Below are 15,331 nucleotides of genomic sequence, written 5' to 3'. Positions count from 1 at the left end.
GGGCTAACCAAATTGTCTTATTTATCTTCATTATTTTTCAAACTCTCAATTGTCCTTCTGTTAACTGTCACTATGGTTCCATGTTTATGGCCTTTAGGAATTACCGTTTCCGCAGAAACATCTTTAAAATTTTTAAAGTCCCGGGTTTTTAGGGCGGCGTACCTTTTCTCGCCATAGGCATCATAATAGATCAACCAGTCTTTCCCTATTTTTACCACACCTGGTCCTTCTGTAAGTGTGCCTGTAAAGGGCTTAGAGATCCCGGTATAGGGGCCTAATGCCGACTTTGCTCTCGCAATTTTCAGGTTCCGCTCTGGTCTGGTATTGTCTTTCAAAACCAATACATAATCGGCTGTTGCCTTCTTTACAATTACGACATCAATAACACTGTAACCAGGTTCAAGAAATAGCTTAGCTTCCGAAAATGTTTTGAAATCTTTGGTCGTAATGGCATACATCCTATGGTTATTGTCTTCGGCTTCCTGTCCTTTCTCAAAGCGATTTGGAATAGTGGAAGCCCAGATAATGATGTATTCCTTTTTAACCTCATCATAAAACAATTCCGGTGCCCATACATTTACGGTAGTCGGTTCATTTTGCAATACCGGAATGAATTGCTGTGGGGACCAGTTGATCAGATCTTTAGAACTGGCGTAACCAAAGCCGCTATCGCCTTTCCAACCTGATGTCCAGACCAGATGAAAAACACCATCAGGCCCTTTCAGCATAGAAGGATCACGCATAATCTTTTGCTTACCAATTTCCGGCTTCATTAAAATCTTATTCAGTGCAGTCCATTTATACCCATCATAGCTATACAACATCCTCAGGCCTTCGTTAGCAGGCTCATGAAATGAGGTGAACACATATGCTTTTTTAGAGCATGCGCTGAAGCTAAGCAGCAATGCCAGCAACAGAAAATAGTAGAAATTAGCGCTGTTCATTATATCTTATCAAGGATCAATACCCAATCATTGCCATTCTTCTCTGTGCCCGGAGGATCAAATTCATGGATACCTTTATTGTCAACATGACCGATCAGGGTAGTTTTTCCATTACGTGGATCGAACCAGGAAGCCTTCAGCTGATCTCCTGCAATCACGCCCATTTTCAAAGGGATAATGCGGCCGTTATAAGTGTATACGAAAATATAATCGTTGGTTCTGGTTGCCAGTAAGCGGTTATATTTCTCCCCGTTTTCTCCGGCAATTACGGATTGATCGGGCAGCCTGTCAAAATAACCAGCAGCTTTATCCTCCTTATTCCGCGAAAGCATCAGATTTTTCAAATGGATCATCTGTCCGGCTCCAGGATCATTCAGGGCATCCTGCCAGGGCTTGCTGGCGCCATATGCGGCATCCTTTGTTTTCGGATCATACATTTGCATCACCGAATTATCGCCATAGGTATAGCCAAAAGCACCTGCAAAAACCGACCAGTATCCATATCTTCTCACATCTGCATCATTCCATCTTATTTCTTTAACATTGTGTAGTCCTTGTGGAATCCCTTCGTAAGAAGGTTCTCCATCAATGGTTGGCATCACTCGTTTCAGCTGGTAATCCTTTTCCACATACTTCCAGTTATCCTCTCCGTAATGCCATTTTTCTTTAGCTGAAGTGTCCTGATCGTAGCGACGGTGGCCCGACTGTACCATATTAAAATCCATCCATCTGGCGTCCTGGAACCATTCTGAGGAAGCTGTTCTTCCTCTTGGGTGGAACGTGATCAGGTGATTTGGATCATTAGCCCTTAAGGTATTGCCGATAACATTCCAGACCTCCAGCTTGTCAGAGCCTTTGATGTCACCGCCATTTAACCAGATGATGTTGGTTTTATCTTTATACCTTTTAGCCAGAAACTCCGAATAAATCTTTGCCTGTTCAGTGCTTACTTTATTGTTTTTAACATTGGTTCCCCAAACCGGCACCAGGGCCATGAAGATGCCTTTTTCTTTGGCCTTGTCTACGATATAGTCGATATGGTCCCAGAAATCGTATTGCGTAGCATCGGTAAAATCACTTCCTTTGGTGAGGGCTGGTGTAGCAACATTCCCATTAATTAAAGAGGAATCACCGTAAATATTTACAGAAGGAACGGTATGCAATACCATTGCCTGCACCACGTTAAAGCCTTTTTGCTTGCGGTCTTCCAGGTATTGGTCTGCTTGTTCACGCGTCAGTTTATTAAACAAAAGCCAGGCAGTATCCCCCAGCCAGAAAAAGGGTTTTCCATCTTCCCCAATAAAATACCGGCCATTTTCTGAAACCTGTAAAGGTTTAGCTGGCACTGGCTTTTTATCTGACGTGCAGGCGAATACAGCTGCCGAAATCATGACAAATAAAACTATCCTTGTATATATTGTACTCATATTTTAAATTTTGTTGATGAAAACGATCTCGCCTGTTGCCGGAGAAAGTTTGTTTAATGAAATGGTTGTACCGCCTTTAACTTTTTCTGCTCCGAGGATAGCGCCGCTATCCGGGTTAATTCTTTTTACGCTGAAATTGCCAGCTGCCTGCGTTAAATCAAGATTTACCGGAGCAGCCGAGTTATTGTAAATCACATAGCTTTTCCCTGGGTTGGCCAATACATACTGACCATCCGTTTTTCCCTTCAGTGTTATAGGTTTCATTCCGGCAGTTGCCGAAAGCAGGGATTGATCAAAACCAGGAACATTTGAAAGGGAGCCGCCAGCCATAAAAATAGCCCAGCCATAAGCATCATAATTGTCGCCCGAGTAGATCACTGCTTTTTCCGGGTATTTTAAACGATACTCAGAAACGGCACGGTATACCTGCTCAAACGAAGTCTTTTTTGGTTTTAACAACCGGGCATGCTGACGTGGTGCCAGGTTTTGTCCACCTTCCGGGGCATAAGTGGATCCATCTGCCTGATAATGCCAGTAACGGATATCGATCAGATCTACAATGGCTGCCCTTTTCGGATCTGCAAGAATAGCATCCTGTACATCTTTAGTGGTACTCAAGGCAATTACCGGATGTTTACCGGTTTCCTTTTCCCATTCGTTAATGGTATCTATCCAGAACTGCACAAAGTGCAATGGTCCGGTAAATTCTGCACCTATAGATTGAATAACACTGGTATTGTCTTTAAAATTATCAAGGCATTTACGGATGTAAGCGCGGTGTAATTCCCTGCGTGCCGGATTGCTCACATCATAAAACTGTTCGGCCATGAATATGCGTTTATCACCCGCATAAGGAACCGGTTCAGGGAAACCTGGATTATTGATATTATTTGCGGTACGCCATGGGAAATCCGCATAATGCGCACCTGCTTCAATGATATTGTGTTGAAAATAGTGCTGATGAATCAGCACCAATCCTTTTTGATCGGCAAGGTCTGCAAACTGTTTTAGCCTGCTCCAATACCAAAGGTTATATTTGCTCAGGTCGTATTTACTCAAACCATCCCATGCTTTATCCTGTCCGGTTCTGGCAAAAGGGAGTTCATAAAAAGGCGTCCAGACTTCTCCGTCCATCCTTCTAACGCGTTGATGATCATCACGGCGACGATCGTACCATAAGCCATAATTATGGTCTAAGATCTTTAGAGAGCCTTTTTGCATGCTGTCCGTTGTCTGGTCCAGGTCATCTGTCAAACCTTTTCCTGAACGTCCGGGAACAAAACGGGTAAGGTGTGGTTTGCTGCTTTTTAAACCATAGGGTCTTGCGCTGCCGTTCCACCATTGTACATCCTGCCTGTCTCCGGTTACTACCGCATTGCCGCGTAACACCCAGCCATTGTTTACAGACATCGCTGCAAACGGCCTGGCTAAAGGAGCTTTGTCGATGCCAATTTTGTCAATGCTTTTAGCACCATTTGTAGCGGTAGAAATCTTTTGTCTGTCGGCCGCCTCATCTATATAATCTGTGAGTTGTCTGGCAGGATTAACCGCTAGTTTTGTTAATTTTTGTGCAATGGCTACCGGCGGACTGCTCGAAGCTTCTGTTTCCACCGGCATCATAAAAGCACGTGCATCTACCTGTGGTCCCAGCCTATCGCTCAATTGCGCATAATATAAACTACGTGGCTGGATCTGTTCATTAGAACTATCCCAATAGCCATCACCGGCAAACTGTGCCCAGTTCCCAAAAGCCCAGTTTTGAGCACCCGGAGGCTGATAGCAATCAATTCTTGCCGCGCTACATTGCCAAAAAATACTATTTGCCGCCGTCCAGCCAGCACCCTGGCCGTCTTGTCCGCGGTTCATAAAGCTCAGGGCTTGTCCCTCAATGTTCACCACATCAAACAATACCCCTGATGCCCAGCTGTCGATTGTTCCGCTAAAGCTATAGGGCAAATAAGCCTGGCACTGCACAAAAGCATTTGGTCCCGGCGCGCAATATCCTACCGCAAAATCGTGGTATCCATATTCCGAATATAGTCGTTGAAAAAGCGTTTGCCCACCAGCAGTTAAAAAGGTATACCTACGCTCTCCTCCTATTTCCGAAACCGGAGACAGAGATTTACAATCTTCAACAGTAATCCTGTTTGCGCTTTCCTGTACGCTTACCACAGAGCCTGCAAAATGTTCAAATACGATTTGCCGAACCCAGCCATCTTTAATATTTTCCAGAGCAATACCGGTCCAGCGGTGGTATTCATCTTTAGGGTTTTTATCATCAAAGGATGACTGTAATTTTAAGTTTTCTACACCGGAACGCTCAATTCTTCCTTTCCAGCTGTATTTTGAAACGGTAGAGACACCATATAAAGCATCTAAAGCTGTCGTTAAAGGCGCATCCAGAGTAAGCTCATTACCATTAACGGCAACAATTTTCCGATCCCATTGAATATCACGTTGTCCGGGTTTCCATCCTAAGGAAGTGATGCCTCCTCCAAAATGATCGGTCCCAATGGCAGCTATCCAGTTTTTAGGCGATGGTCTGTGAACGATAACCTGATCTCCGGGTTTAAACGCAGCCGCATTTGCCAGGGTAATTTTCATGGCATTTACGGGTACGTATTGATCCCTGATATCCACCGGTTTTTCTTCCAGGCGATCATCCAGGCCTGAAATACGTAATACACCAAGCCGGTCTAATCCTGTGGCATGTAATAAAGTACCGGAAGCTCCTGTTCCGCTGCCGCGAAGAACTACCCCTGAGGCATTGATTTTTAAGCTCCCGGCAATTTCATACTTACCTTTTTCCAATAACACCGCACCTCTTAAACCATCCTTACCCAAAGGTAATTTCGCCACATAATTCAGCGCCGACTGGATGCTCAAAGTGGCATCACCAGCTCTTATGGGAACGGTTACTTTAACCGTAGCCTCAGGAATAGTCTGCGCTCCTGCCATGAAACCGGCATAGGAGAAGTCAGGAATGCGGTTGCCTTTTTCATCAGGTGTATAATTCAATTTACCATCCTTACCTTGAAATACAGGTTTCGGTGGTTCTACAACTTTTACTTTTTGGGCAAATGCCGGACTCACATTTAAGCAAATCCATAATGCGTAAATCAAAGCAGGGATCACCTTTGGTTTATTTGTCCAAAATGTATTCATAAGATTATGGCTTAACCGTTTTTACAGATACAACACTATTTAAATAAACTTCGATATTGGAATAACCGCTTTTTGTTATTTTCGCAGCATCAGCAGCATCTTTAGGATTCAATCCCTGTTTTGTTTCATAGCTATCCGGCATACCATCGTTATCTGTGTCCTGATAGGGTGTTCCCTTGTATTCAGGATATCCACCTACCTGGCTGATATCGGTAATGATGCCCAGTTTATAAGAATCTTTTGGCAATCTACGGTGTTTAAAATCCGCAGCCTCAGACAATTTAACATTTGCAGGCGTAACAATTTTACCCGTTCTCACTTGTTCAATCACACGCGTATCAACAGGGTCACGCTTTGGCAAAGTTGCACCAGCATTGGCCAGCACATACTTATGAGCGGCCATGGTTGGTAGAATGGTCATTTGGGCCATTGGAAATGGTTTCTTAACGCGCATCGCTGCAAAATAAGGCTTAGCGTGTTCGTATGACATCAGCTCACCTTTCTTGTCCTCTACCTGCACACCACCATCCCAGTTGTTTTTAGTTACTTTTTCATTGCCTTCAATGATGTTTCCTTCCACATAGGCTCTACCAAATACCACATAAGGCAATTTACTACGACCTGATTCCGGCTTTAATATGCGGTAGCTTATAGGGTCTTTCAATGACGTTACCGGACCTGGTTTGTAATAATTGTTGATGATATTGTATAAAGCGGTGTAATCACCGCCATCAGTAGAGCGGTTGTTCCAGTTAAATACCACGTTGTTTGCAAAATTGAAGATACCGTTCCATCCTATGGAAGGATTACGGGCACCATTATCAGCCCATAAGTTACGCATAAAGCTACAATTCTCGCCACCCAGCGTGCTTCCAAAAGCATGGTTCCAGGTGTCTAAAGCTTCAGAGAAGATAGAGTTTTGAATGGTGATGTTTACCGTTGCCAGCTTCACTTCCGTTTTACCGGTGCTGTCGTTATACATGTGGCGGTACATAGACATGTTTTCATCCAGTCCCCAGCTAGCTGATACGTGGTCGATCATGATGTTCCCTACCGGATTCCCGCCAATGGCATCATCTCTGCGACCCACAAAAGTTTCTCCCCTTCTGAAACGCATAAAGCGAACCACCACATCATGCGTATTTAACCAAACTGATTCACCAGCGATACAAACCCCATCGCCAGGTGCAGTCTGACCAGCAATGGTAATGTAAGGCGCACGGATAATCAAAGGTGTTTTGATGCGGATAATTCCAGCAACATTAAATACCACAACCCTTGCTCCACCCTGTTCACAGGCATCACGCAAAGAACCCGGGCCACTATCGTTTAAATTGGTAACGACAATTACACGGCCTCCACGACCACCAAAACTGTAGGCACCTCCACCTTCAGCTCCCGGAAAAGCAGGGATTTCTGATTGCGGAAGATCAGTCGGACGGCCCGCCCATGGCACATAGGGCTTACCTTCTTTTGATTCCTTTTCAATCACAGGGAGCGCTTTTTGCCAGGCGATATCAGATTGCCTGTAGGCCTCCTTCATCATATCACCTGATTCTTTTGTTACTTCAGGAGATATTTCAGGATATTGGGCAAAGGCTGAGGGCGCCGCAGCAAGCAGTGTTGCGGATAATGCGAATTGGAAAATTCTTTTGTTCATCAGTATCATTTTAAAAATTTGGTTAGCAAGTATTTAACGAGCGTCTCTTTGGTGGTGTCGGTTATTTTAGAGGATCAAATGAACCACCCCATAAATTCGTTTGCGTCAGGTTTGGATTGTTAGCTATAGAACCCGCGGGTATTCCAAAAAAGTAATATTCCGGTTTCCAGTTGATCGCATATTTAGTATCCAGATTACTCTCTACCAATTCGAAATAAGTTGAATAAGCCACATCAATATCGGTTACATCTCTGAACTTTGGACTGGCAGGGTTGGCAAAATCTGCAGCGGTAGGAATATTTGCACCTGTTTTCAGGTTAATCTGCATTTTTGTTCTTCTCTTACCATTTAAAGTGCTCTCGATCAGCTTCCATCTTCTTAAATCCCAGAAGCGTTTTCCCTCGAAAGCAAATTCAATCTGACGCTCATAAAGTAAGGCGGTAAATAGTTGTGCTCTGGACATTCCTGCAGTTAATCCATATAGGTTATCTGCTCCAGCTTCAATCCCGGCTCTTTTTCTAACATCAATTAAGCCTTTATAAGACTCGTCTGCTGCATTCAACTTGTTTATGCCAACGGCACTTTCCGCCAGGTTTAGCAAGACTTCTGCAAAACGAATTTCCAGCCAATCTGTGCCCACATATAAATCATTCCCTGCACTAACCACCGGATCTATTGCTTTACGACAATAAAAACCTGTTCCGGAGGCCTTTTGCTCCACCGTTTTGTTCGCTGCAAAATAGGTCCATAATTTATAATTGGCATTCCCATTTATCCTCCAGGTGGCACCATTAAATGCAATCGTTGCATTAAACCTTGGATCCCTGTTTTTATAGAATTGTTGATCTGCGTAAACATATTTAGCAGATGTGCCTGGCTTTTTACCATCTTTCATCGGATAGGCCTTCACCATTTGCCATGTTGGCTGATTAGAGCCACCCCCGGTACCTAAATAAGATGGTCTGGTTGCTCTGTCATAACTGTTGTTTTTTCTGGTTTGATCTCCGGTAGAGTTATTGTAGCCGGTTACCAGTACGGCCTCCGGATTGGCAGTTTCCGAACCAGGAAACCACATATTCTCATAGGACGAATTTAACCCGAATCCACTGGCCACAAGCAACGTGTAAGCCTGTAGATTAGCATCATAAGCATCTTTCCATCTGGTTTGCAAATCACCAGGATTAAACTGTGGACTGGCATAAGTTAGCAATACCCTCCCTTTAAAAGCGGCTGCCCCACCACTGGTAATTCTACCCCAGTTTGAAGCAGGATCATTCCATCTGCCAGGTAAATATTTAATCGCAGTATCTAAATCAGCTATAATCTGCTTCATACATTCTGTGGTAGAATTCCTTGGAAGTTTTCCCTCATTCTTTGCGTCTTCACCAATTGCCGGAAGAGAGGTCAGTACCAGCGGAACTCCGCCATACAACCTAACCAGATCAAAATACCGGTATGCTCTGAAAAACAATACCTGCGCTTTGAACCTGTTTTTAGTTGCAGCAGGTATGGTTCCGGTTTCTATATCACGTAAAAAATCATTGATGCTACGTATTTTTCCATAGTTATTATTTGGATCCAGTGCGGTACCGATATCCGTTACATCATTGTTAGTTAAAGTTCCTTCAAAAAACTTCGATTCTCCGGAAACCTCATCGGATAACTGTCCTGCAGAACCCGATACGCTTCCACCTGATTCTCCTCCCCAATTGGGTAGATTCTGAGAATAAATGTAATTCACATTCAACACTGCCAGGGTGGAGTCATTGAAAATCAACTCTCCCGGAATCGTTTTGAGATCTTGTTTATCCAAAACTTTTTTGCAGCTTCCCCATATCATTATAAAGAGGCATGCTATAGATAATTTTATAAATAGTTTCATGGTTCTGTTTTTTTATAAGCCTATATTAACACCCAGAGAAAACGTTTTCAAATTAGGGTAAACATTGTATGCACTTGCATTGTCTCTATAATTATATGGATTGAAGAAATTTACCGGGTTTGTACCCACTAAAAATACTTTAGCACTGTATAAACCTATTCTTCTTGTCAGCGTTTGTGGTAAACTATAAGAAAGATTAAAGTTACTCACCCTGAAAGAATACGAACTTCTAAACCAGAATGCAGATTCTCTGTCGTAAGTTTCTGAGAATTCAGGAGCTGGATAAGCCGCATTTGGGTTTTCTGGTGTCCAGTGATCAGACCAGAATTCAGGTCTGTTGGCATAAGTTTCCGCACGTTTTCTTGCAGTACCTTCTACAGCACCCTGTCCGCCGAAACTCATTCCCATCACCACTGAAATACTGAAGTTTTTATAGGTAGTCCCAAAGTTGAAACCAAGCCCATAATGATTATCGGCTTTATCTGTTAAGAAATCCTGGTCGTCTTCCGTAATCAGTCCATCAGGTCCGCCATAACTTCCGGTCGCAGCATTATATGCGCCTCTGATGTCTTTATAATACAACATCCCCGGCTCAGGAACTTTTCCGAAAAGTTTATATCCGGGGTTTGAGGCAAGGTAACTATCTACCTCTGTCTGCGATCTGAACATACCCAGATATTCAAATCCAAATTTACCCCTATCGCTTGATAAGCCTGTTCCATCCAGATAAGTACCAATATTCCCGGATGCCTGATCAAACAAGAGTTGTTTATTGTCATTCCAGCTTAGGAAAGTATTCACGTAATAACTCCAGTTGGTGTTGATGTTATCTTTCCATCCCAATGAAATTTCGTACCCAAAGCTATTCACCTCAGCAAAATTCTCTGTCGGAACTTTGGCACCGATAGTGACAGGTACTGAAGAGGACCTCGTGCTTAACATGTTTCTTCTTTTATCTAAAAACAGATCTCCTGTAAGAGACAGTCTGTTCGATAAAAACTTTGCATCTATACCCGCATTGAGTTTAGTGTTATCATCCCAGGACAAGTCTGCATTGGCAATGGCATTATTGGTTTTGAAACTTGGACCAACATTACTATTTCCACCGAATACCGGTGATTTACTGGTTTCCTTGCTATAATTAACCAGGTACTGATATCCTTTGGTATTGTCTGTCCCTAAGAATCCAACAGAACCTCTGACTTTCAGGAAATTAAGCCATTTCACTTTATCCTTCAAGAAAGCCTCTTCAGATAATACCCATCCTGCCGATAAGGATGGAAAATATCCCCATCTTTTTCCGGGCGCAAAATTGACATTTGCATCAGCTCTGATACTTAATTCTAAGAGGTATTTATCCGCATAACTATAGTTAACTCTTCCGGCATAAGCCAAACGTCCAAATTCTGTTTGTACTTCTGTTGAGGTATTTACACCGGTACCATAGTTTTGATTGGGTAAGCCACCCACGATAATGCCTTCAATCATTCCGTCTACACTATCAAACATCGTCTCCTGTTGTTCATATAAGGCCAGGACCGACAGGGAATGTTTACCAAATGTTCTGTTATAATTTAAAGAGCCATTCATCTGATAGCTATCATTATAAGAGGGACTTATTCTTATTCTATCTCCATTTTTCAATCTGGTGGTTCCAAGTACGTCACCGCCGAAAATATGTTTATTTTCACCAAGCATGGAGAACCTGTATACATCGTAAAAGGTTCCGAACTGCTTACCAAAATTATTATCTAAATTTTTACTGAAAGTAAGTTTAGCATTTAAGCCTTTAATAAAAGGCACGGCATACGACAAATTACCCAGCACGTTTAATCCTGTACCTCTGCTGGTGGTGAAATTATCGGATTTTTGTGCTTCAAAGAAGTGAAAGCTTTCGGTGTTGTTCGTGCGGCTGTTGATCAGCACCGGTAATCCATCCACATAGTAAGGCACAAATTCCGGATTTCCCAGCAAGGTTAAGAAGTCATTTTCTGCACTTTCCGATCCCTGCTTAAAAAAGAATCTTTTATTATTTGACAAATCACCGCTTAAGGATATACCCAATTGCAGGCCTTGCGTTAATTTGATATCTGAGCTGGCTCTGAATGTCCATTTTTCGGTATTGATGCCATCAAAATTGGCATTCTGATTCACATAAGAAGCACCAGCAAAGAAAGTAGCCCTATCGGATCCGCCGCTGATATTTAAAGTATGGCGGGTAACTACAGCAGATTTCCAGGCTTCTTTCAACCAGTCTGTACTGTTGTTTTTAAAATACTCCAGTTCGTCCGGGCTATAGTAAGCGGCTATTCTGGTTGTCTTACCCGTGACTGGATCCGTAAAATCGCCATTTGGTTGTATTAAATAATCATTCTGAGATTGTGTATAATCATTTAAATAAGTGGCATGTTGAATGCCAGTCATCATATCCGGTAATTTGGTTGCATCAGCCATACCAACTGAAGCGCCGTAGCTGATTCTGGTTTCCCCTTTTTTACCTCTTTTGGTTGTCACCACAATCACACCATTGGCACCTTGAATCCCGTAAATCGCTGCTGCCGCATCTTTTAAGATGGAGATATTCTCCACTTCCGAAGCATCAAGCAAATTAAAGTCTTCCGGAGTTCTGATGACATCATCAATAACATATAGAGGATTTCCAGCACCCTGAGGACCATCTTTAGAGAAAGACTGAGGATTTCTGATGATGATGGAGGCGTTATCCCCCGGTCTGCCATATCCACCGCTAACGCTTAGTCCGGCAACCTGCCCTTTAAGTGCGGCAGATAAACTACCAACCGGCAGATCTTCAATTCTTTTCACATCTATGGTTTCTACAGCACCCGTTAAATGCGTCTTTTTCTGTGTACCATAACCTACTACAACGACTTCATCAAGATCTTTGTCGTCGGAGGTCAGTGAAACATTGACAATCGATTGTTTTCCTACAACAACGGTTTGCCTGACATAGCCGATATACGAAAATACCAGTGCATCTGCATCGCTGCTCACCTGAATGGTGTACTTTCCATCAACGTTTGTACTTACGTTGCTTGGCCTACCCTTTACGCTGACATTCGCGCCAGGAATTGGCTGTCCGTCTTTCTTGTCAACTACTGTACCTGTAACCCTTCTCTCCTGCGCATACCCTGTTATACACAGGAGTAGCATGAGCAATAGTGCCCGGGAGAATCTGCTTAGTTGTTTTAAGTTCATCGTTATGTTTGGTTAGTTTGGTCTCGATACTTTAATTAGCTGTTGCGGCTGCTTTTCTACGCTTCTCCCAGTCCCGGCCTTCTTTTTTCAGGTCATATCCGGCAGCGGAAAGGTAGTTATTGATTTTCCCTTTATACTTCCCAAACCAGGCATGCTTCTTATCTGCTGATTCAGCATCCATTGCATGTTCTCTTGCTTCGGTAAGCCAGGTTAGGATTTGTTTTTTCTGTTCCTCGTTAAGGGTCAGGATCTGTTCCTGATACGCGCGGTATGTAAGCGGCACTACCCCGTAGGTCATGCCATTTTTTACCTGGTCAACCTGATCAGGGTTCAATTGAGTAGAAAGTTTAGAAAGATAGCTTTTGTGTAGTATGGCTAATTTGGCATCTGTTTTAGCGGCTTCTGCTTTTAGTGAAGTTTCTAAAGCAATTTTATCGCTTTCCTGTTTTTGTTTGATGGCTTTTACATTGGCATCACGTGCGATGTAAATATCATTCAGGTTATTGTATTGATCTCTGATGATGTTAGAAACCTTTTCCTGCGTTTTAGCATCTTTAAGATTAAGAACGCCCGCAATCTTATCTGCCCTCAGGGTGATGACCTTTAAGTAAGCTGCTTTCTCATTTTCCGGGACAGTATTATTTTGAGCGGATACGCTCATAATAACTGATAGCACTAATGCTAAGAGTAGATAAACACGTTTCATAATTTATTAATTTGGTTAGTTGATTTATTGTTGCTCTGGTTAAGCTGTTATGCTCTTAGATCCCATGCCAAAAAGGCACTCAGGGATTAATATATTTTGTCTTTATTTTTTTAGTGCTGCTAAGGTTGTGTTTCCGTTAAGAAACAGAATTTTTAGAGCTGATGAATTCCTGCCTTTTCCGGCGAAACCTACATCAGTAGCAAGAATAATTTTCCTGGTTACCCGCTCTTTCATTATTTATTAATGAACAAAATCTTTATATAAAAAGAATTTGTTGGTTTATATTTTGGTTATCTCTGTGGAGGTGCTATACAAAACTCAACAATAGGAGATTGTATTTACCCTTACTTATTAGCAGGTTATTGTAGTATATTATCATTAAACTCCCTATTTTTAGGTACATTACATTTAATATAAGACAATACTCCGTTTACATTAATTAAATATAAATATAATATTCAAATATAAAAATATAAATGAAGCCTCATTTTCATAAAATTCCAGGTACACTGCAAAGTTCCTTCAGTATAAGGCACGATATTAAACCAGATTTCGGAACAGTCTGGCATTACCATCCAGAACTCGAACTTCATTACGTGATTAAAGGAGAAGGCCTGAGGTTTATAGGGGATAATATCAGCAACTTCAGCGCTGGTGAAATGGTCTTAGTTGGCGAAAACCTACCACATACCTGGCGCTGTAAAACGGAGTACTTTCAGCACAATCCCGACTTAAATGTGGAGGCGATGGTGATTCAGTTTTTACCGGATTGCCTGGGCAAAGACCTCTTAAGTTTACCGGAAGCCTACCTCATACCAAAACTCTTTGAAAAAGCTAAAAGTGGCATGCTGATTCAGGGGAAAACCAAAGATCACCTGGCTGAACTGATGCGCTCCTCTATTGAAGTCAGCAACCTGGACCGCATCATTATCCTGCTCAGGATCTTAAAGACATTGGCGGAAACCGATGAGTATTCAACCGTAGTGTCTGGAAAAAACGGCTTTTATCGCTCTAATGAATCGGAGACCCTACGCATTAATAAGATTTGCACCTATACCATGACCAACTACAAGAATGACATTACACTGGAAGAGATTGCTTCTCTTAGTAATCTGAGTGTAACTTCATTTTGCAGGTATTTTAAGCTGATGACCAAAAAAACCTATTATGATTTTTTAATAGAGATCCGTGTAAGCCATGCCTGCCGCTTTTTAATTGAGAATAAGCTACCTACAGAAATGATCTGCTTTGATTGCGGTTTCAACAATGTGTCTAATTTCTACAGACATTTTAAAAAGGTAACCGGCATGACTCCCCTGGATTATAAGCGAAAATATCTTAATGAATAGCTAACTGAATATTCAGGTCATTTTTTAAAGCCGTGTAATCAGCATATAAGCCTTCTACTTCTTTAACGATGGCATTACTGAAAATCCCCACCTCCCTTCTGCTGAAAGTAGAGATATTTAGTCCTCTTTTTTGCAAAAAGTATTTGGATGCAATCGGGTATACATTGTGCATCACCTCCATATTGTCGACCACAAACTGCTGTACCCGCAGCACTTCATTTTCCATTTGAGGATCCTCATAATTGTTGCATATCCATACAATTAACTCCGGGAAGTAATTGCCCTGAATACAGGAAAGACCGGCTGATCCTGCTTTTAAAGAATCTACCGCATGGACCATATAAGCGTCGTACAAACCAAATTCCGGATAGCCCTGACACAGGCTTAACTTCGCTTTAATCTGTTGTAAATTTAAACTGGTGTCTTTGTGATAGATCACTCTCCCGCTTGCTACGAACTGCTGTAACTGAACCGGATCAAGTACTCTTTTATAGGGAACAGGGCATTCATAAAAACCCAGAGGCACCCCTGCTGTCTGATCAAACAATTCAAAAACCCGCTGATCAAACACCTGATTCTCTTCCTGTTCGGCAGCCAGTAAACTGGCGATCATAATCACGGCTTCAGTTCCCAGGCCATGTACCTTTTTAACGAAATCTGCTTGTTTGCTGATTGAGCCGCCAAATGTACCTGTGGCTACAACGGGCACAGCACCATCTACCACTTTGATCACATGACTGATCACTTTTATACGTTCCTCGTCCGTTAATTCAAACATTTCGCTTGAAAGACAGTTGGCGAATAATCCCGAAGCTCCAGCCTGCAAATACATTTCCGTAAGCGCAGTAAGCGCCGTATAATCTATGGCACCATTGCCGGAAAAAGGCGTGAGCATGACCGGGATGAACCCTTTTTGTGAGTTTTCCATTTTATATATTTTAAATAAATAGCTATAAATTACTTAGTATGAAAGCAGGATAAT

The 15,331-nt window shown here is 42.4% G+C and carries 9 protein-coding genes; 1 reads left to right on the top strand and 8 read right to left on the bottom strand.

The window, feature by feature from the left end; genetic code table 11:
- Positions 1 to 17: 17 nt before the first annotated feature.
- The 7 genes from OQX61_RS14675 to OQX61_RS14645 form a co-directional block, all read right to left on the bottom strand.
- Positions 18 to 866: a glycoside hydrolase family 43 protein gene (locus tag OQX61_RS14675; RefSeq protein ID WP_265842510.1), complete on the bottom strand. Its 849-nt coding sequence runs from the start codon at positions 864 to 866 to the stop codon at positions 18 to 20.
- Between the two features lie 77 nt (positions 867 to 943).
- Entirely contained in the window at positions 944 to 2,371 is a 1,428-nt protein-coding gene (locus OQX61_RS14670; protein WP_265842509.1) for a glycoside hydrolase family 140 protein, read from the bottom strand.
- Between the two features lie 3 nt (positions 2,372 to 2,374).
- Positions 2,375 to 5,536 (bottom strand): DUF6298 domain-containing protein, encoded by a 3,162-nt coding sequence (locus tag OQX61_RS14665; protein WP_265842508.1) that lies wholly within the window; start codon positions 5,534 to 5,536, stop codon positions 2,375 to 2,377.
- A 4-nt stretch (positions 5,537 to 5,540) separates the two neighbouring features.
- Positions 5,541 to 7,196, bottom strand: coding sequence for a polysaccharide lyase (locus OQX61_RS14660; protein WP_265842507.1), 1,656 nt, complete (start codon positions 7,194 to 7,196; stop codon positions 5,541 to 5,543).
- 61 nt (positions 7,197 to 7,257) lie between these two features.
- On the bottom strand, positions 7,258 to 9,009 hold the full coding sequence (locus OQX61_RS14655) for a RagB/SusD family nutrient uptake outer membrane protein (RefSeq protein ID WP_265842506.1): 1,752 nt from the start codon (positions 9,007 to 9,009) through the stop codon (positions 7,258 to 7,260).
- 81 nt (positions 9,010 to 9,090) lie between these two features.
- On the bottom strand, positions 9,091 to 12,294 hold the full coding sequence (locus OQX61_RS14650; protein ID WP_265842505.1) for a TonB-dependent receptor: 3,204 nt from the start codon (positions 12,292 to 12,294) through the stop codon (positions 9,091 to 9,093).
- Positions 12,295 to 12,325: 31 nt separating this feature from the next.
- Positions 12,326 to 13,000 (bottom strand): DUF3826 domain-containing protein, encoded by a 675-nt coding sequence (locus tag OQX61_RS14645; RefSeq protein ID WP_265842503.1) that lies wholly within the window; start codon positions 12,998 to 13,000, stop codon positions 12,326 to 12,328.
- Between the two features lie 476 nt (positions 13,001 to 13,476).
- On the opposite strand from OQX61_RS14645, the gene OQX61_RS14640 reads away from it, so the two are divergent.
- Positions 13,477 to 14,349, top strand: a complete 873-nt coding sequence (locus OQX61_RS14640) for an AraC family transcriptional regulator (RefSeq protein ID WP_265842502.1) — start codon at positions 13,477 to 13,479, stop codon at positions 14,347 to 14,349.
- Here the strand turns inward: OQX61_RS14640 and OQX61_RS14635 are convergent.
- A complete protein-coding gene (locus OQX61_RS14635; RefSeq protein ID WP_265842501.1) occupies positions 14,339 to 15,277 on the bottom strand; it encodes a dihydrodipicolinate synthase family protein in 939 nt (312 codons plus the stop codon). The genes OQX61_RS14640 and OQX61_RS14635 overlap by 11 nt on opposite strands.
- Positions 15,278 to 15,331: the final 54 nt, after the last annotated feature.

This window comes from Pedobacter sp. PLR (genome assembly GCF_026239675.1).
GTDB lineage: Bacteria > Bacteroidota > Bacteroidia > Sphingobacteriales > Sphingobacteriaceae > Pedobacter.
Note: the sequence above shows the minus strand (reverse complement) of the source record. Positions and strands in the feature narration are given on the sequence as shown.

What these genes read in the sequence shown, in the direction of transcription:
- OQX61_RS14670 (WP_265842509.1), bottom strand. Translation starts at nt 2,371, where the DNA reads ATGAGTACAATATATACAAGGATAGTTTTATTTGTCATGATTTCGGCA.
- OQX61_RS14665 (WP_265842508.1), bottom strand. Translation starts at nt 5,536, where the DNA reads ATGAATACATTTTGGACAAATAAACCAAAGGTGATCCCTGCTTTGATT.
- OQX61_RS14660 (WP_265842507.1), bottom strand. Translation starts at nt 7,196, where the DNA reads ATGAACAAAAGAATTTTCCAATTCGCATTATCCGCAACACTGCTTGCT.
- OQX61_RS14650 (WP_265842505.1), bottom strand. Translation starts at nt 12,294, where the DNA reads ATGAACTTAAAACAACTAAGCAGATTCTCCCGGGCACTATTGCTCATG.
- OQX61_RS14645 (WP_265842503.1), bottom strand. Translation starts at nt 13,000, where the DNA reads ATGAAACGTGTTTATCTACTCTTAGCATTAGTGCTATCAGTTATTATG.
- OQX61_RS14640 (WP_265842502.1), top strand. Translation starts at nt 13,477, where the DNA reads ATGAAGCCTCATTTTCATAAAATTCCAGGTACACTGCAAAGTTCCTTC.
- OQX61_RS14635 (WP_265842501.1), bottom strand. Translation starts at nt 15,277, where the DNA reads ATGGAAAACTCACAAAAAGGGTTCATCCCGGTCATGCTCACGCCTTTT.